Raw genomic sequence first — 17,005 nt, 5'->3', positions numbered from 1 at the left:
ATGTCCGGGACGGGGCGTCACGCGGCATCCCGGCGCGTCGTGGACGCGCTTCGCCGCCGCGCTGTCACGATGAACGGATGGACCTCGCGCTGTTCGCCGGCCTCCTCGTCGGCGCCGTCTTCGGCGCCGTGGCCGGGTACGCGCTCGCGACGGGGCGGCAGGGCGCGCTGATCGCGCGGGCGCGGGCGGCCGAGGAGAAGCTCGCCTACGCCGAGGAGCGGATGGCCGAGCACTTCGAGAACCTGTCCGCGAAGGCGCTGGACGCCAGCAACCAGCGGTTCCTAGAGCTGGCGGACGCGCGGCTCAAGGCGGCCGGGGTCGAGGCGGCGGGCGAGCTACAGCGCCGCCAGCAGGCCGTCGAGCACCTGGTCGCGCCGCTCAAGGACACGCTCGCCAAGGTGGAGGAGCAGCTCCGCGAGGTGGAGACGGGCCGCCGCGAGTCGCACGCGATGCTCGCCAAGCAGGTCGACTTCGTCCGGCAGAGCTCCGACCAGCTGCGCCGCGAGACGCAGTCGCTCGTCCGGGCGCTGCAGCGGCCCGAGGCGCGCGGACGGTGGGGCGAGCTCCAGCTCCGCCGCGTCGTGGAGCTGGCCGGGATGGCGCACCACTGCGACTTCGACGAGCAGGCCAGTGCCTTCACCGCGGACGGGACGGTGCGTCCCGACATGGTCGTGCGGCTGGCCGGCGGCAAGAACGTCGTGGTCGACTCCAAGGTCTCCCTGGCCGCGTACCTGCAGGCCGCCGAGAGCGGCGACCCCGTCCGGCTGGACGCGCACGCCCGCCATCTGCGCGACCACGTCGACCGTCTCGCGGCGAAGGCGTACTGGCAGGCGTTCAGCCCGGCACCCGAGTTCGTGGTCCTGTTCATCCCCGGGGAGGCGTTCCTCGCGCCCGCGCTCGACCGCGACCCCGGCCTGCTGGAGTACGCGATGCGCCGCCGCGTCCACATCGCCACGCCGACGACGCTCATCACGATGCTGCGGACGGCGTCCTACGCCTGGCAGCAGGCCGCCCTCTCCCGGAACGCCCGCGCGGTCTTCGAACTGGGCAAGGAACTGTACGAGCGGCTCGGCACGATGGGCCAGCACGTGGACGAGCTGGGCCGCGCGCTGACCGGAGCCGTCAAGTCCTACAACCGGACGGTCGGGTCGCTGGAGACGCGCGTGCTCGTCAGCGCGCGCAAGCTGAACGAGCTGGGCGTGGTCGACGACGGCCTGGACGCCCCGCGTCCCGTGGAGGAGAGCCCCCGCGCGCTCTCCGCGGCCGAACTGGCCGCGGAGGACGGCCACCCGGACGGCGACATGAACGGCGACATGGGCGACATGAACGGCGGCCTGGACGACGACATGGACGGCGAGCGGCCTCGGCCCGCCCCGGCCCCGGAAGCGGTAGGTTTCGGCGCAGAGGCCGTCCCTGAGCAGATCGACCGGCTGAAGAGGTGGCGATGATGAGCTCATCCACCGTACGCGGTGCGCCCGGCGGCGCCTCGCCGGCTCCGGAGGGTCCAGTGGGACGTCAGCGCGGCGCGGCCCCCCGGTCGCGGGCGGCGGCCGGCGGGGCGGGCCCGGTCACGCTGACGGGACGCGGCGGCATCGTCGTCATGTTCGCCGCCGGGGTGCTGTGCGGGCTGCTGTCGCGGTGGTTCGGCGTGCCGCTGCTCGCCGGCGCCGGGTTCGCGATCGGCTGCGCGCTCGCCGCGTTCGCGACACGCCCGGCCGACCTGCTCACGCTCGTCGTCAGCCCGCCGCTGGTGTTCCTCGCGGCCACGGTCACGGTCGTGTCCGCCACCACGCTCGGGCAGGGCTCGCTGCTGCGCGGCCTCACGGTCGGCGTGCTGACCGCGCTGGCGGCCACCGCGCCGTGGCTGTTCTTCGGGACGCTGCTGGTCGTCGTGATCTGCCTGGCCCGCGGCCTGATGACGAACGTCCGCGAGCTGCGGGACAAGCTCGTCGGGGTGCGCCTCTTCGAGAAGGAGGAGAACGAGAACCCCGTCCGGTGGGACGAGTCGCCCACGACGACGCAGGAGCGCCGCCTCCACCACGGCGAGGTGGACTGAGCGGCGCCCGGGGCTAGACCGGCGTGATGCGCAGGTCCTTGCGGAGTTCCTTCGGGAGGGAGAAGCGCATGTGCTCCTCCACCGACTCGATCTCCTCCGCCTCGCCGAAGCCGCGCTCGGCCAGCCAGGCGAGGACCTCCTGGACCAGCTCGTCAGGGACGGACGCGCCGCTGGTGACGCCGACCGTGGTGACGCCCTCCAGCCACGCGGGGTCGATGTGCTCGGCGTAGTCGACGAGGTAGGCGCTGTCGGCGCCGTGCTCCTTGGCGACCTCGACCAGCCGGACGGAGTTGGAGGAGTTCGTCGACCCGACCACGATGACGAGCTGCGCCTGCGCCGCCATCTCCTTCACCGCGACCTGGCGGTTCTGGGTGGCGTAGCAGATGTCGTCGGACGGCGGGTCCATCAGCTTGGGGAACCGCTCGCGGAGCTTCTCGACCGTGGCGATGGTCTCGTCGACCGACAGCGTGGTCTGGGAGAGCCACGCGACCTTCTCGGGGTCGCGGACGGTGACGTTCGCGACGTCGCCGGGCCCGTCCACAAGGTGGATGTGGTCGGGGGCCTCGCCGGTGGTGCCGATGACCTCCTCGTGGCCCTCGTGGCCGATGAGGAGGATGTCGTAGTCCTGGGCGGCGAAGCGGACCGCCTCCTTGTGGACCTTGGTGACCAGCGGGCACGTCGCGTCGATGGTGCGCAGGTCGAGGCCCTTGGCCTCCTCGTGCACGGCGGGTGCGACGCCGTGCGCGGAGAACACCACGATCGACCCCTCGGGGACCTCCTCGGTCTCGTCCACGAAGATCGCGCCGCGTTCCTCCAGCGTCTTGACGACGTGGACGTTGTGGACGATCTGCTTGCGGACGTAGATCGGGGCCCCGTACTTCTCCAGGGCGATCTCGACCGTCTGGACGGCCCGGTCGACGCCCGCGCAGTAACCACGCGGCTTGGCGAGCAGGACTCGGCGCTGGCTGTTGGCGGTCATGGCTCTATCGTACGAGTGGCGGGGTCGTACCCGTGACCGGGCTGTGACCCACTCCACGGTGTCTTTTGGACAGAAATCCATTAACCCGGGGTGACCGCGATCGCACCCATGGGGCAGAGTGAAGTTCTCGTGACGAGGCAGGAAGAGGAAGAGTCGATGACGAAATCGCCGCGCCGCCTCAAGGAGCAGGTCCAGGACACGGTGGGCGAGCAGGTCCGCGATCTCCCGCTGCACGCCGTCCGGCTGGCCATGTTCGGCGTCGGCCGGGCGCTGCTGCTCGGCGACCGGGTCACCCGGGACTACAAGGAGATCACCGAGGGCGGCGGCGTGAAGCCGGTGCTCGGGCGGCTGCGCGACGACGTCCAGAGCACGGCCGAGAAGGTCGTCGGGCGGGTCGCCCAGCGGGTGCGCGGCGAGGAGGAGGAGCCGGAGCCCGAGCCCGTCCGCAGGACGCGGCCCGCGCGGCCGGCCGCGGCGCGCGCGACCGGCGAGGAGATCTCCATCGGCAAGCCCGGCGCCGAGGCGCGGCACATGCCGAAGCACGCCCGTCCGGGGGTGCCGCCGAAGCCGGCGAAGCCCGGTGCGCTGGGACGGCGGCACGCCAAGCCGGCGGACGACGGCACGCCGGTCGCCGAGCCCGCTCCGAAGCCGGTGCCGTCCGAACCGCGGCAGGAGCCCGCGCCGCAGGCGAAGGCCGCGCCGAGCCCGAAGGCCGCCGAGCCCGCGAAGCCCGAGGCGGAGAAGGCGGAGAAGGCGGAGGCCAAGAAGCCCAAGGCGAAGAAGCCCGAGGCGAAGAAGCCCGAGGCCGAGAAGGCCGAGCCCAAAGAGGCCGGGAAGGCAGGCCCCGCTGAGGCGTCCGAGGCGGCGACCGGCGAGGCGGTCGCCAAGGACGAGAAGGCGTTCGAGCCGAAGCCGGAGAACAAGCCCGCCGCCCCGGCCGAGGCCGCGCACATCGCGGCGGACCTGCCGGTCCCCGACTACGACGCGGCGACGCTGCCGCAGTTGCGCGCCCGCCTGCGCGGCCTGTCCGTCGAGCAGGTGAAGCTGCTGCGCGAGTACGAGCGCAAGCACGCCGCCCGCGAGGACGTCATCCGCATGTACGAGCGCCGCATCGCGAAGCTCAACGGTCTCAGCTGACCGCGAGGGCAAGGGAGAGCCCCCGGCGCCCGCCGGGGGCTCCTGTGCGTCTCAGGGGCCGCTGAGGAGCTTGTCGAGGGCGGGCAGCGCCGCCGCGACCCTGGCGCGCTCCTCGTCCGACAGGTTCGCGAGGCGCCCGCTGAGGAACGTGAGGCGGCGCTCCCGCCCGTCGGCCAGCCGGTCGCGGCCCGTCCCGGTGAGCCGCGCGGTGACGACGCGGGCGTCGGCGCCGTCCCGGCCGCGGGTGACGAGGCCGTCCCGTTCCAGCCGGTTGATCTGGGCCGTCATGGTCGGCAGCCGGACGCCGTGCTCGGCGGCCAGCTCGGTCATCCGGCGCGGCCCGTGCTCCAGCGAGCCCAGCACGGACAGCTGCTGGCCGGTGACCGGCTGGTCGGCGCTCACCTGCCGCATCATCAGCACGACGTGGCGCAGGCGCAGGTTGAGCTGTTCGGCCAGCTCGCGTTCGGATGCGGTCACGGGTCACTCTCCTCAGGTGCTCTGGGTGTACTCGGCGATATTCCGCAGCGGGCGCCACCATAGAACGCGGTGATTACGCAAAGTATTGCTACGATCACGACAATGAAGATCGTTGTGCAGGTCAAGCTCGTGCCGGACGTCGTGCAAGCTTCGGCGCTCGAGCGCACCCTGCGCACGGTCAACGAGTGCGCGAACCGGGTCTCGGCCGCTTCGTTCCAGGTGTACGGGCTCAAGGGGTCGGTCAAAAACCTGCGGTCGATGACCTACGGCGACCTCAAGGCCGACGGCCTGGGCGCGCAGGCCGCGCAGCACGTCATCAAACGCGTGGCCGACGCCTACACCACAGTGCGGGCCAATATCCGGGCGGGGAACCTCGGCGGCGAGGGCTCCAGACGACGCCGCAAAGCCGAGTCGAAGGCGATCATGTTCCGCGCCGATGCCGCGCACACCTACGACGACCGCTGCCTGTCGTGGAACTACGACGCCCAGACCGTGTCCATCTGGACGATGGGCGGGCGTCTGAAGAACGTCCGCTTCGCCTGCTCGCCCACAGCGCTCACGCGGCTCACCGAATGCCGCCAGGGCGAATCGGACCTGGTGCTGCGGGACGGCAAGTGGTTCCTGATCGCCACATGCGAGGTTCCCGAGGGCAAGCAGTACGAACCGAAGGACTGGATCGGGGTGGACCGGGGTATCAACAACCTCGCCACCACCAGCGACGGCGACAACCACTCCGGGCGGCGCCTGGACCGCTACCGGCGCTGGCAGGCCCGCAAGAAGGCCGAGATCCAAGCCAAGAGGACCCGCTCGGCTGCGCAGCTGCTCAAAAAGCGCGCACGCCGGGAATCGCGGCACGCCACCCACATCAACCACAAGGTCTCCAAGACCGTCGTTGCTGTCGCCCAACGCACCGAACGCGGCATCGCCCTGGAACAGCTCCAGGGCATCCGCGAGCGGGTCACGGTTCGACGCGACCAGCGAGCACGGCAGTCTTCCTGGCCCTTCCACCAACTCGGCGCGTTCATCGCCTACAAGGCCCGCCGCGCCGGTGTGCCGTTCATCGAGGTGGACCCGGCCTACACCTCGCAGCGCTGCCCGCGCTGCGGGCACACCGCCAGGAACAACCGGCCCTCGCGAGACCACTACCACTGTCGTCGATGCGGCCTCGCTGGGCCGGCCGACCACGTCGCCGGGGTCAACGTGCGTAACCGCGCACGCTCGGCGTGGGCATTCGTCAACATGCCCCCACCGGTCCCCACCTGAGCGGGAACCGGCGATGTGACCCGTGACCGCCCCGCCGTAGAGGGCAGTCGGGAGCATGAGCAAAGCCTTCCTGGACCGAGTCAACAAGCTCGGTCCTTCAGGGCCGAGTAGTTGACTAGTGTTCCTGCATGGCGATGGAGACCACTGCCGAATCCCCGGTTCCGGTGCGGACGGTCCTGCAGGCGGTGAGCGGCTGGATCGGCAAGCTGGGCCGCATCTGGGTGGAGGGCCAGATCACCGACCTCAACGCCCGCGGCGGGACGGTCTACATGACGCTCCGCGACCCGGTGGCGAACATGTCGGTGCGGGTCGTGGGGCCGCGCGCGGTGTTCGAGGCGGCCGGCCCGGCAGTGACGGACGGCGCCCGCGTGGTGGTGCACGCCAAGCCCGACTTCTGGATCAACCGGGGGACGTTCTCGCTGAGCGTCCTGGAGATCCGGCCGGTCGGCGTCGGCGAGCTGCTGGCCCGGCTGGAGCGGCTGAAGCAGGTCCTGGCGTCGGAGGGGCTGTTCCGTCCCGAGCGCAAGCGCCCGCTGCCGTTCCTGCCGGGGAAGATCGGGCTGATCTGCGGGCGCGACTCCGACGCCGAGCACGACGTCCTGCAGAACGCCCGGCGGCGCTGGCCCGCGGTCGCGTTCCGGGTGGAGAACACGGCGGTGCAGGGCTCGTACGCGGTCGGCGAGGTCATGGAGGCGCTGCGGGCGCTGGACGCCGATCCCGAGATCGATGTGATCATCATCGCGCGGGGCGGGGGCGCGATGGAAGATCTGCTGCCGTTCTCGGACGAGGCGCTCGTGCGCGCGGTGTCCGCGGCCCGCACCCCGGTGGTCAGCGCGATCGGGCACGAGCAGGACTCCCCCATCCTCGACCTGGTCGCGGACGTGCGGGCGTCCACCCCGACGGACGCGGCGAAGAAGGCGGTCCCGGACGTGCGCGAGCAGCTCCAGCTCGTCCGGCAGCTCCGCGACCGGGGCCGGCGGTGCCTGTCGGGGGCCGTCGAGCGGGAGCTGGCGTGGCTGCGGGCGGTCCGGTCGCGGCCCGCGCTGGCCGACCCGGTGCGGGAGATCGAGCGGCAGTCCGAGCAGGTGGCGGCGCTGCGGGACCGGGCGCGGCGGTGCCTGTCCGGGGCGCTGGACCGGGCCGGCGACGAGCTGTCGCACACCCGCGCCCGGCTGCTGGCCCTCTCCCCCGCCGCGACGCTGGAGCGCGGCTACGCGATCGTCCAGCGGAAGGACGGGGCCGTCGTGCGGGAGTCGGCGGCGGTCGAGGACGGGGAGTCGCTCAACGTGCGGCTGGCCGGCGGCCGTCTCGGCGTGACCGTGGCCGAGCGCGAGACGTCCTAGGGTGGGGCAGGTGGCGGACGACAGGGAGACGGCCGAGAAGCCGTCGTACGAGCAGGCACGGGACGAGCTGACCGAGGTCGTCAAGCGGCTGGAGGCCGGCGGGCTGACGCTGGAGGAGTCCCTCGGCCTGTGGGAGCGCGGCGAGCGGCTCGCCGCGATCTGCGAGGAGTGGCTGGAGGGCGCCCGCGCGCGGCTGGCCGCCGCGCTCGACCGGCCCGGCAACGGCGACGCCGCCCCGTTCTGACCGTCAGGGCTCTGACCGTCAGGGCTCTGACCGTCAGGGCGCCGGGGTCGTCGCCGTCGGGGGCGCCAGGGTCGCGCCGTCCTTGCTCTGCGGCTTGAGCGACGCCGCCAGCACCGCCAGCTCCTCGTAGGACGCGGTGCCGGTCACGACGATGCTCACGCCGTTCGGGAGGATGCGGGCCAGGGAGTTCGCCTTCTTGTCCTTGCGGTGGTACTTCGTCCAGGTGACGCCGTTCACCTGCTGCGTCCCGGTCGGCTTACTGCTGTTGGCCATGCGCGGGACGTACTCGGACGCCTTCTCGTTGCTCTGCTCCAGCGCCGCGTACTCGTCATCCGGCGTCACGAACCCCAGGTGCCAGGCGACGGGCTTCGCGCCGCCGGACTCCAGCCCGTGCAGCCGGGAGCTGTTCGGGCGCCAGCCGGCGGGCAGCCCCTCGGGCGCGAACACGGTGTAGGGCGCGTCGCTGCGCATCGCCCACAGCTGCGAGCCGTAGTCGACGGTCGGCAGGACCTCCTTGTCGCCGCGCGGCGACACGACGTAGATCGCGAGCACCAGGAGCATGCAGGCGGCCATCGCCAGGGCGAAACCGCCGAGCCCCGTGGTGAGCCGCTTGTGCACGCCGGGGCTGACCTCGACGACGGGCCGTCCCTGCGCCGCGTCCTGCGGGGACGGCCCCTCGGGCGAGGACTCCCGCGGGGACGGGGCCTCCTGCGGGGACGGGGCCTCCTGCCGGGCCTCGGTCTCGGTCTCCCCGGCGGAGGCGGTCTCCCGGGACGGGGAAGGGGTCTTGTCGGTCACCCCTCCAGGATCCCCCACGGTCAGCGCTGCTCCGTACCGGGGTTCCGGATCGTGCCGACGATGCTCATGATCTGCTCGGCGAGGCGGCGGGCGGCCTCCTCGTCGTCCAGCAGGGAGATCTCCGACACCGCGCCGGCCATCGCGCCGGTCAGCACCGTGACCAGGGCCTCGTCCACGCCGCCGTCGGCGGTGTGGAACAGCGCCGCGTTGCGGCGCGCCCACTTGTTGAGCCGCTGCCGCATGACGCGGTCGAACCCGGGCGGGCCGTCGCCGGAGATGAACAGCCGGGCGACGTCGCGCTCGTCGAGGCAGCCGTTCAGGTAGGCGCCCGCCCCGGCGATGAACAGCCGCATCGGGTCGGTCTCGCCGGCCTCCCGGACGGCGCTGATGGCCTCCCGGGTGCGCTCCTGCTGGTGGCCCTGGAAGTCCTCGAACAGCGTGAGGTACAGGTCCGCCTTGCCGTTGAAGTGGTGGTAGAGGCTGCCGACGCTGGCGCCCGCCTTGGCGACGATGTCGGTCACCGCGGCCTGGGCGAATCCGGACGCACAGAAGACGTCCCTCGCCGCGGACAGCAGTGCGCCGCGCGTGGCGGCCCCGCGATCGGAGGTCCGCGCGGGGGTCTCGGCGGACCGCGCGCCCCCGTTGCGTGCCGCCTCGCCGGACGAGACGTCGATGTCGCTGCTCATGACGCCAGAGATTACGCCCTCTCCCATGGGGAAACGATCCCTTGCCCGCGTGACCGTCAAATCCGGGCGCCGCGGGAGGGTACTACCACGAGTGCCGGTACGATCCGTGCCCGGCTGGTCTGGTCCAATTTGTGGCCCGCCGTCCGGTCCACGGAGAATCCGAGGCACCACCGAACGAAGGGCTGCCCCGTCATGTCCGATGAGACCACTGTTTCCTCTCCGCTCACGACCGAGCCGGCGGCACCGGACCGCAACCTCGCGATGGAATTGGTCCGGGTGACCGAGGCCGCCGCGATGGCCGCCGCGCGCTGGGTCGGCCGGGGGGACAAGAACGGCGCCGACGGGGCCGCCGTGAACGCGATGCGCCAGCTGATCAACACGGTGTCCATGCAGGGCGTCGTCGTGATCGGCGAGGGCGAGAAGGACCACGCGCCGATGCTGTTCAACGGCGAGGAGGTCGGGGACGGCTCCGGCGCCGAGTGCGATGTCGCCGTCGACCCGGTCGACGGGACCCGGCTCACCGCGCTCGGCATGAACAACGCGATCGCGGTGCTGTCGGTGGCGCCGCGCGGGTCGATGTTCGACCCGTCCGCCGTGTTCTACATGGAGAAGCTGGTCACCGGCCCGGAGGCGGCGGACGTCGTCGACATCGAGCGTCCGATCGCCGACAACATCCGCGCGATCGCCCGCGCGAAGGGGTCCTCGCCGCAGGACGTGACCGTCTGCATCCTGGACCGGCCGCGGCACGAGGGCATCGTGAAGGAGGTCCGCGAGGCCGGGGCCCGGATCAAGTTCATCCTGGACGGCGACGTGGCCGGCGCGATCATGGCGTCCCGGCCGCGCACCGGCGTGGACCTGCTGCTCGGCATCGGCGGCACCCCGGAGGGCATCATCGCGGCGTGCGCGATCAAGGCGCTGGGCGGGGTGATCCAGGGCCGGCTGTGGCCGCAGGACGATGCGGAGAAGCAGAAGGCGAAGGACGCCGGGCACGACCTCGGCCGGGTGCTGACCACCGACGACCTGGTGACCTCCGACGACGTGTTCTTCGCCGCGACCGGGATCACCGACGGGGAGCTGGTCGACGGCGTCCGCTACAGCAAGGGGACGGCGGTGACGCACTCGCTGGTCATGCGCGCGCGCAGCGGGACGATCCGGACGATCTCCAGCGAGCACCAGCTGAGCAAGCTCCGCGCCTACAGCGCGATCAACTTCGACACGGCGGTCTAGCGGCCCCGCTCGGCGGTGCGGCTAGCGGCCGCGGCCGAGCCGGTTGCGGACGCGGGTGCGCAGCGAGCGCTTCGGCGCGCGGGCGCGCACCGAACCGAAGATCATCGTGCCGCCGACCTCGACCGTGGGCCCGTCCTGGACGGGGCGGGCCCGCAGGTCGCGGGTGCTGAGGATGGTGCGGCCGGTGACGTTCACGCTGACGCCCTCGGGCACGAGGATCCGGATCCGGCCGGCGAGCACCAGCGAGTCGACCACGATGTGGCGGCGCTGCAGGACGGCCTCGCGGAGATCGAGCTCGACCGTCCCGAACAGCGCGAGCAGGGGCAGCTTCACCGGGACGACCCAGCGTCCCTCCCGGCGGGTGCGCCCGAAGAAGACCGAGACGGGCCGGTCGTCCACGAGGATGGGCTGCGCCTCCTCGGGGCTGAGGTCGCGGGTGAGGCCGGTCAGCTCGCCCAGGGTGCGGGCGGCGTAGGCGCGGGAGGTGCGCTCGGAGTGCTCCTCCAAGGTGATCCGCCCGTCGGCGAGGGCCTCGCCCAGGACGGCGACGACGCGCTCCCGGTCGGCGTCGGACGCGCGCAGGTCGCGCACACTGGTGTTCTTGCCGACCGGGCGATGGGGGACGTCCACACCTAGAGGTTAGCCTCCGGCCGGTGCGCGGCCCGCCGAAAACCTGTGGGGATTCGTCCCCTGTTCTTCCTAGTGTGAGGGGTATGACGGTGCAACGTGCCCACATCGCGGCCGCCCGGGACGAGGCAGGCGCGGCGGCGGTCAGCCTCCGCGGCGTCGTGAAGCGGTTCGGGGACTTCACCGCCGTCGACGGGCTGGACCTGGAGGTCCCCACCGGGGTCTGCATGGGGCTGCTGGGTCCGAACGGCGCCGGGAAGTCGACGACGATGAAGATGCTGACCGCGCAGGCGATCGCCGACGAGGGCAGCATCGAGGTGCTCGGTTTCGGCGTCCCCAGGGAGTCCAAGCGGGCGCGGGCCGCGATGGGGGTCGTCCCGCAGCAGGACAACCTCGACGAGGAGCTGACCGCCCGCGAGAACCTGGAGGTGTTCGCGCACCTGTACCGGATCCCGCGCCGGGAGCGGCGCAAGGCGGTGGACGACGCGCTCGCGCTCGCGCACCTGACCGAGCGGCAGCGGACGAAGGTCGACGACCTGTCCGGTGGCATGCGGCGCCGGCTGCTGATCGCGCGCGGGCTGGTGCACCGCCCGGCGCTCGTCCTGCTGGACGAGCCGACCGTCGGCCTCGACCCGCAGGTCCGGGCGGAGCTGTGGGGGCTGATCGACGGGCTGCGGGCGGCGGGCACGACGGTGCTGATGTCCACGCACTACATCGAGGAGGCCGAGCGGCTGGCGGACGAGTGCGCGCTGATGTCGCACGGCCGGGTCATCGCGCGGGGGTCGCCGTCCGAGCTGGTCGCCGAGTACGCGGGCGACCGCGTCGTGGAGCACTACGGGCCGCCGGGGCGGCTGACGGAGGTGGAGCGGCTGGCGAGGGCCGCCGGGCTGCCGACGCGCCGCACCGGCCCGTCGGTGTCGGTGCTGAAGGCGGAGACGATCCCGCCCTCGCTGGAGGACGAGCTGGGCCCCGACGGCGTCCGCCGCGCCGCGAGCCTGGAGGACGTGTTCGTCGTGCTGACCGGGGAGCGCGTGGAATGAGCGAAGCGAACCGGGGGGAGCGGGGGGTCGTCCCCCCGCAAGAGACAGGCATGAGCGAAGCGAACCGGGGGGAACGGGGGTCGTCCCCCCGCAAGAGACAGGCATGAGCGAAGCGAACCGGGGGGAACGGGGGGTCGTCCCCCCGCAAGAAACAGGCATGAGCGCCGAGGCGGAGCGGGCGCCGCGGCTGCGGCGGTTCGAGTTCGCGCCGGTGGCGGGCATCTGGCGGCACGAGCTGGCGCTCTACAAGCGGTACTGGAAGTCGCAGTCGTTCGCCTCGATGGTGGAGCCGACGTTCTTCCTGCTCGCGTTCGGCTACGGGTTCGGGTCGATGGTCGCGATGATCGGCGACTACCGGTACCTCGACTTCGTGGCGACCGGCGTGGTCGGGACGGCGGCGCTGTTCACGTCGGTGTTCCCCGGCATGTTCAACGGCTACATCAGGCGCGTGTTCCAGCACACCTACGACGGGATGCTGGCGGCGCCCGTGGACGTCCACGAGCTGGTGACGGCCGAGGCGCTGTGGATCGCGGCCAAGTCGGCGGTGTACTCGTGCACGCCGCTCGTGGTGGCGCTGTTCTTCGGCCTCGACCCCTCGTTCGGGATGCTGCTGGTGCCGTTCGTGACGTTCTTCACCGCGCTCGGCTTCGGCCTGTTCGGCATGTGGACGTCCTCGGTGGTGCCGTCGATCAACTCGTTCGACTACGTGATCACCGGCGTGGTGACGCCGCTGTTCCTGATCGCCGGGACGTTCTTCCCGGTGGACGCGCTGCCCGGGTGGGCGCAGAAGGTCTCCTACCTCAACCCGCTCTACCACTGCGTGGAGCTGGTGCGGGACGCGGTGTTCGGGCTGCGCCCGGCGGCCGATCTCGGGCATCTGGCCGCCCTGGTGGCGTTCGCGGCGCTGATGTGGCTCATCGCGGTCCGCGGCATGCGGAGGCGTCTCATCGACTGAGCGGTCCGGGACGATTGACTGGCCGCCCACCCTGTCCCTACGCTGACGCGAATCTTCTTCACGTTGCGCAGCTCAGAGAGGTCGGGCCGCATGACCCAGGGCATCACCGCGCGGGACCGCCAGGCCCGGTTCGCCGCGTACACGGCGTTCGCCGTCCAGGGGCTCTGCTTCGCCGCGCTGGTGACGCAGGTGCCGCAGATGCAGAAGGCGCACCACCTGAGCGACGCCACGCTCTCGCTGGTCCTGCTGATGGTGCCGCTGGTCGCGGGGGTGGGCAGCGTCGCGTCCGGCGCCCTGTTCCAGCGGCTCGGCAGCGGCCCGGTGCTGCGGGTCGCCCAGCCGGCCGTGGCGGTCACGATCGTGCTGATCGGCCTCACCGGCGACAACGACGTCGCGCTGTACGCCGCGGTCGCCGCGTTCGGGCTGTTCGTCGGCGCGGTGGACGCGTCGATGAACGCGCAGGCCGTCGCCGTCGAGCGCCGCTACGGCGTCAGCCTGATCACCGGCTTCTACGCGGTGTGGAGCGTCGCGGGCATCCTCGGCGGGCTCTGGGCGTCCCTGGCCAACAAGGTCGACCTGTCGCTGTTCACCTGCTTCGGGATCGCCGGCGCCGCCGGGATCGCCGCCTCCCTCGCCACCGGCCACCGCCTCTACCGCCGCGCGGAGGAGGGCGACGGGCCGACCGCCGAGGAGCTGAAGGCCGCCGGGCGCAGCGTCCCGTGGCGCCCGATCCTCGTCGTCGGCGCCGCGATGGCCGTCGCCTACCTCGCCGACGCGGCGATCTCCAACTACGGCGCAAAGTACCTGGACGACGAGCTGTCGGCGAGCGACTGGGTCGCGCCGCTCGGCTACGTCGCCTACCAGATCACGATGGTGATCAGCCGGGGCGTCGCCGACTTCGCCGTCCGCCGCTCCGGCCCCGTCCAGGTGGTGCGGATCGGCGGGCTGGTCGGCATCGCCGGCATGGCGGGCGTGGTCGCCGCCCCGAACGCCGGCTTCGCCATCGCCGCGTTCGCGCTCGCCGGGCTCGGCCTCAGCGTGATCGCCCCGGTCTCGTTCTCCGCCGCCGGACGGGTCGACCCGACCGGCCTGGGCGTGGCCGTGGCCCGCGTGAACATCTTCAACTACGTCGGGTTCGTCCTGGGCGCGGCGGTGGTCGGCGCCATCGCCCCCCTCAGCAGCGACCACGGCCTGCGCCTGGCGTTCATCGTCCCCACGGTCCTGATCCTGGTCGTCTTCGCCACCGCCAAGGGCTTCAACCCGGCCGCGGTGAAGGGCGCCAGGCCGGACGCCCCCGCCATGGAACGCCCCATGGCGTAGTCATCGCGGGGGCGTCACGGCAGGGGCGTCACAGCGGATCGTCACAGCGGATCGTCAGGGCGGGCCGTCAGGGCGGAGGGCAGCAGGCGGCGGTCACGCGTCCTCCAGGGCGCGGATCGCCTTCTCGCCCTCGCTCTGGGCCTGCTCCGGCGTCAGGTCGGTCAGGGCGCGGCTGAGCGCCACCTCGGCCGCGTCGGCGGCCGCGCGGAGGGTCACGGCGTGCTCCTGGGCCCTTTCGAGGTCGCCCAGGCCGATACAGTCGAACGCCACCTGCGCGTCGTGGCCGGCCATCTTCAGCTGTCGCGCGGCCTCATCGAGACTCATCCATACCTCCTACACCAGGGATGTCGGTCCTACCCATCGGCACCGTGGGTAACCGCTTGACCCAGCAGTTCCGCGGCCTTGACCAGGCGGGTCTCGCCGAGCCCGGCGTAGCCGAGGACGAGCGCGGGCGGCGCGGAGCGGGCGCGCTCCGGCGACCACATGGACCGGGCCCCCGCGACGGCCACGCCCGCGCGCGCGGCGCGGGCCACGACCGCGGTCTCGTCGCATCCGGCGGGCAGTTCCACGTAAAGGTGGATGCCCGCTGACACGCCGTGAACCCTCGCGTCGGGGAGATGGAGTTCCAGCGCGGCGGCCAGGGCGTCCCGGCGGGCCCGGTACCGCCGCCGCATCGTGCGCAGGTGCCGGTCGTACCCGCCGGCGGCGATGAACTCCGCCAGCGCGTACTGCTCCAGGACGGGCGCGCCGAGGTCGGTGCCGGCGCGGTGTTCGCACAGCCGGGCGGCGACGGCCGGCGGCGCGACCGCCCAGCCGAGCCGCAGCGCGGGGGCGAGGGACTTGCTCACCGAGCCGAGCAGGACGACCCGCTCGGGGTCCACGCCCTGGAGGCAGCCGACGGGGTCGCGGTCGTAGCGGAACTCGGCGTCGTAGTCGTCCTCCAGGACGAGGCCGTCCACCCGCCGCGCCCAGGCGATGAGCGCGGCGCGGCGGGCCGCGGACAGCACGACGCCGGTCGGGTACTGGTGCGCGGGCGTGACCAGGACGGCGCGCGCCCCGCTGCGGGCGAGCGCCGCGACGTCCAGGCCCTCCCCGTCCACCGCGACGCGGACGAGCCGGAGCCCGGCGCTCTCCATCATCGGCAGCTGCCGGACGCTCGTCGGGTCCTCGACGGCGAGCGCCCCGTGCCCGGCGCCGCGCAGCAGCGCGAGCAGCGCGGACAGTCCGTGCGCCACCCCGTTCATGATCACGACTTGGCCGGGGTCGGCGTGCGCGGCGCGGACCCGGCCGAGGTAGGCGGCGAGCCCCGCGCGCAGGACCGCGACGCCGCCGGGGTCGGGGTAGCCGAGCGCGTCGTGGGGGAGGGTGCGCAGCGCGGTGCGGGCGGTGGCGATCCAGCGTTCCCGGGGGAAGGCCGACAGGTCGGGGCGGCCGGGGGTCAGGTCGTAGACCGGCGCGGGGCCGTCCGGCCGGGCCGGCGCGCCGGGACCGTGCGCCGCGCCGGGACGCTGCGGCGCGCCGGGGCGCGGCGGCGCGGCCTCCTCGTCGGGACGGGCGAGCGGCGCGATCCGGGTGCCGTCGCCGCGCCGCGCGATCAGGAAGCCCTCGGCGGTGAGCTGCTCGTAGGCGGTGACGACGACGCCGCGGGAGACGTCCAGGTCACGCGCCAGGTCACGGCTCGACGGCAGCCGGGTCCCGGCGGTCAGCCGGCCCGAGCGCACGGCCGCGCGGAAGCCGGCGGCGATCTGCGCCGCCAGCCGGCCGGCGGACCGGTCCAGGGAAAGGTGAAGGTCGGTCACATCACCCTCAGCGCCGCGAGGTGGCGCGCGCGTCACGAGTAGGTGCTTTGGTCCATGTTTCAGCGTCGAGATTGGCCCTGTCCAGTGAGCCAATGCACTTCTAGCGTCGTGCCCATGAACTCACACAGACGCGGCACCGCCGGAGCCGGCGCGGCGATGTTCCTGGTCGGCACGCTGACGGCGGTGTCGGCGGCCGTCTCCGGCTACCCCGTGTTCGGCGGCCAGGCGGTCCGGTACGCGGTCGCCGCGGCCGTCCTGCTGATCGTCGCCCGCCTCGCCGGCGGGCCCGCGGCGCGGCCGGCTCCGCGCGACTGGCTCCTGCTGGCCGCGCTGGCGGCGACGGGCCTGGTGGCGTTCAACGTCTGCATCGTCGAGGCGACCCGGGACACGAGCCCGGCCACGATCGGCACGGTGATCGCGACGGTCCCGATCGTCCTCGCGCTGGTGGGGCCGCTGCTGGAGCGGCGCCGCCCGGCGCCGGCGATCGTGGTGGCGGCCTGCGTGGTCGCGGCCGGCGCGGCGCTGGCCAACGGCCTCGGCGGGGGCGGCGTCCGGGGGCTGCTGCTGTCGCTGGGCGCGCTGGCCGGGGAGGTGTGCTTCTCGCTGCTCGCCGTCCCGCTGCTGCCGCGGCTCGGCCCGCTGCGGGTCTCCGCCTACTCCGCCGCGCTCGCCGCCCCGATGCTGCTGGCGGTCGGCCTGGCCGCGGACGGGACGGCGGTGCTCCGCGTCCCGACCGCGGGCGAGCTGGCCGGGTTCGCCTACCTGTCCGCGGTCGTCACCACGATCGCGTTCCTGCTCTGGTACGACGCGATCGGGCGGCTCGGCGCCGACCGGGCGGGGCTGTTCGCGGGGCTGATCCCGGTCAGCGCGGTCGTCACGACGGTCGTGCTCGGCATCGACCGGCCGGGGCCGGCGGATCTCGCGGGCGCCGCGCTGGTCGCGGCGGGCGTCGCGGTGGGGCTGCGGGCCCGGGTCGCCCCCCGTGAACCGGCGGTTTCCGAGCCCGTAACCTGTGAGGCAGCCCCCATCGGAATCGCGCGAGGATCTGCCTGAG

Annotated in this window: 18 protein-coding genes; 11 read left to right on the top strand and 7 right to left on the bottom strand. The window is 73.0% G+C overall.

What is annotated here, in order from left to right:
• Positions 1-77: 77 nt before the first annotated feature.
• Positions 78-1,448: a DNA recombination protein RmuC gene (locus tag SM611_RS20325; protein ID WP_371951416.1), complete on the top strand. Its 1,371-nt coding sequence runs from the start codon at positions 78-80 to the stop codon at positions 1,446-1,448.
• A 59-nt stretch (positions 1,449-1,507) separates the two neighbouring features.
• Positions 1,508-2,056 (top strand): DUF6542 domain-containing protein, encoded by a 549-nt coding sequence (locus SM611_RS20320; protein ID WP_371951415.1) that lies wholly within the window; start codon positions 1,508-1,510, stop codon positions 2,054-2,056.
• A 13-nt stretch (positions 2,057-2,069) separates the two neighbouring features.
• Here SM611_RS20320 and SM611_RS20315 read toward each other — a convergent pair whose 3' ends face one another.
• Positions 2,070-3,035 (bottom strand): 4-hydroxy-3-methylbut-2-enyl diphosphate reductase, encoded by a 966-nt coding sequence (locus tag SM611_RS20315; RefSeq protein ID WP_371951414.1) that lies wholly within the window; start codon positions 3,033-3,035, stop codon positions 2,070-2,072.
• Positions 3,036-3,191: 156 nt separating this feature from the next.
• Between SM611_RS20315 and SM611_RS20310 the strand changes: the two genes are divergently transcribed.
• Complete coding sequence (locus SM611_RS20310) at positions 3,192-4,172, top strand: DUF8129 domain-containing protein (RefSeq protein WP_371951413.1); 981 nt, start codon at positions 3,192-3,194, stop codon at positions 4,170-4,172.
• 51 nt (positions 4,173-4,223) lie between these two features.
• On the opposite strand, the gene SM611_RS20305 is transcribed toward SM611_RS20310, so the two are convergent.
• Positions 4,224-4,649, bottom strand: a complete 426-nt coding sequence (locus tag SM611_RS20305; RefSeq protein WP_371951412.1) for a MarR family winged helix-turn-helix transcriptional regulator — start codon at positions 4,647-4,649, stop codon at positions 4,224-4,226.
• A gap of 102 nt (positions 4,650-4,751) precedes the next feature.
• Here SM611_RS20305 and SM611_RS20300 point away from each other — a divergent pair, with 102 nt between their 5' ends.
• The 3 genes from SM611_RS20300 to SM611_RS20290 all read left to right on the top strand — a co-directional run bounded on the left by SM611_RS20300 (position 4,752) and on the right by SM611_RS20290 (position 7,499).
• Positions 4,752-5,912 (top strand): RNA-guided endonuclease InsQ/TnpB family protein, encoded by a 1,161-nt coding sequence (locus tag SM611_RS20300; RefSeq protein ID WP_371951411.1) that lies wholly within the window; start codon positions 4,752-4,754, stop codon positions 5,910-5,912.
• A gap of 128 nt (positions 5,913-6,040) precedes the next feature.
• Complete coding sequence (gene xseA / locus SM611_RS20295) at positions 6,041-7,255, top strand: exodeoxyribonuclease VII large subunit (protein WP_371951410.1); 1,215 nt, start codon at positions 6,041-6,043, stop codon at positions 7,253-7,255.
• Positions 7,256-7,265: 10 nt separating this feature from the next.
• Positions 7,266-7,499 (top strand): exodeoxyribonuclease VII small subunit, encoded by a 234-nt coding sequence (locus SM611_RS20290; protein ID WP_371951409.1) that lies wholly within the window; start codon positions 7,266-7,268, stop codon positions 7,497-7,499.
• Positions 7,500-7,532: 33 nt separating this feature from the next.
• Here SM611_RS20290 and SM611_RS20285 read toward each other — a convergent pair whose 3' ends face one another.
• The gene (locus SM611_RS20285) at positions 7,533-8,297 is read right to left on the bottom strand and encodes a DUF4245 domain-containing protein (RefSeq protein WP_371951408.1); all 765 of its coding nucleotides are present in this window, start codon (positions 8,295-8,297) and stop codon (positions 7,533-7,535) included.
• 20 nt (positions 8,298-8,317) lie between these two features.
• Complete coding sequence (locus tag SM611_RS20280; protein WP_371951407.1) at positions 8,318-8,983, bottom strand: TetR/AcrR family transcriptional regulator; 666 nt, start codon at positions 8,981-8,983, stop codon at positions 8,318-8,320.
• A 192-nt stretch (positions 8,984-9,175) separates the two neighbouring features.
• On the opposite strand from SM611_RS20280, the gene glpX reads away from it, so the two are divergent.
• Positions 9,176-10,210 (top strand): class II fructose-bisphosphatase, encoded by a 1,035-nt coding sequence (glpX, locus tag SM611_RS20275; protein ID WP_371951406.1) that lies wholly within the window; start codon positions 9,176-9,178, stop codon positions 10,208-10,210.
• A gap of 21 nt (positions 10,211-10,231) precedes the next feature.
• On the opposite strand, the gene SM611_RS20270 is transcribed toward glpX, so the two are convergent.
• Positions 10,232-10,840, bottom strand: a complete 609-nt coding sequence (locus tag SM611_RS20270) for a DUF1707 SHOCT-like domain-containing protein (RefSeq protein WP_371951405.1) — start codon at positions 10,838-10,840, stop codon at positions 10,232-10,234.
• 83 nt (positions 10,841-10,923) lie between these two features.
• Here SM611_RS20270 and SM611_RS20265 point away from each other — a divergent pair, with 83 nt between their 5' ends.
• The 3 genes from SM611_RS20265 (at position 10,924) to SM611_RS20255 (ending at position 14,152) form a co-directional block, all read left to right on the top strand.
• Positions 10,924-11,877 carry an ABC transporter ATP-binding protein gene (locus SM611_RS20265; RefSeq protein ID WP_371951404.1) on the top strand — a complete coding sequence of 318 codons (954 nt, stop codon included), beginning with the start codon at positions 10,924-10,926 and terminating at the stop codon, positions 11,875-11,877.
• Between the two features lie 157 nt (positions 11,878-12,034).
• Entirely contained in the window at positions 12,035-12,832 is a 798-nt protein-coding gene (locus SM611_RS20260; RefSeq protein WP_371951403.1) for an ABC transporter permease, read from the top strand.
• A gap of 90 nt (positions 12,833-12,922) precedes the next feature.
• Entirely contained in the window at positions 12,923-14,152 is a 1,230-nt protein-coding gene (locus SM611_RS20255; protein WP_371951402.1) for an MFS transporter, read from the top strand.
• Positions 14,153-14,245: 93 nt separating this feature from the next.
• On the opposite strand, the gene SM611_RS20250 is transcribed toward SM611_RS20255, so the two are convergent.
• A complete protein-coding gene (locus tag SM611_RS20250) occupies positions 14,246-14,476 on the bottom strand; it encodes a hypothetical protein (RefSeq protein ID WP_371951401.1) in 231 nt (76 codons plus the stop codon).
• Between the two features lie 29 nt (positions 14,477-14,505).
• Complete coding sequence (gene pdxR / locus SM611_RS20245; protein WP_371951400.1) at positions 14,506-15,951, bottom strand: MocR-like pyridoxine biosynthesis transcription factor PdxR; 1,446 nt, start codon at positions 15,949-15,951, stop codon at positions 14,506-14,508.
• A gap of 114 nt (positions 15,952-16,065) precedes the next feature.
• Between pdxR and SM611_RS20240 the strand changes: the two genes are divergently transcribed.
• Entirely contained in the window at positions 16,066-17,004 is a 939-nt protein-coding gene (locus tag SM611_RS20240) for an EamA family transporter (protein WP_371951399.1), read from the top strand.
• Position 17,005 lies beyond the last annotated feature (1 nt).

This window comes from Actinomadura monticuli (assembly GCF_041463655.1).
Taxonomy (GTDB): domain Bacteria; phylum Actinomycetota; class Actinomycetes; order Streptosporangiales; family Streptosporangiaceae; genus Spirillospora; species Spirillospora monticuli.
The sequence above is the reverse complement of the archived record's forward strand: the minus strand, read 5'-3'. Positions and strand labels throughout refer to the sequence as shown.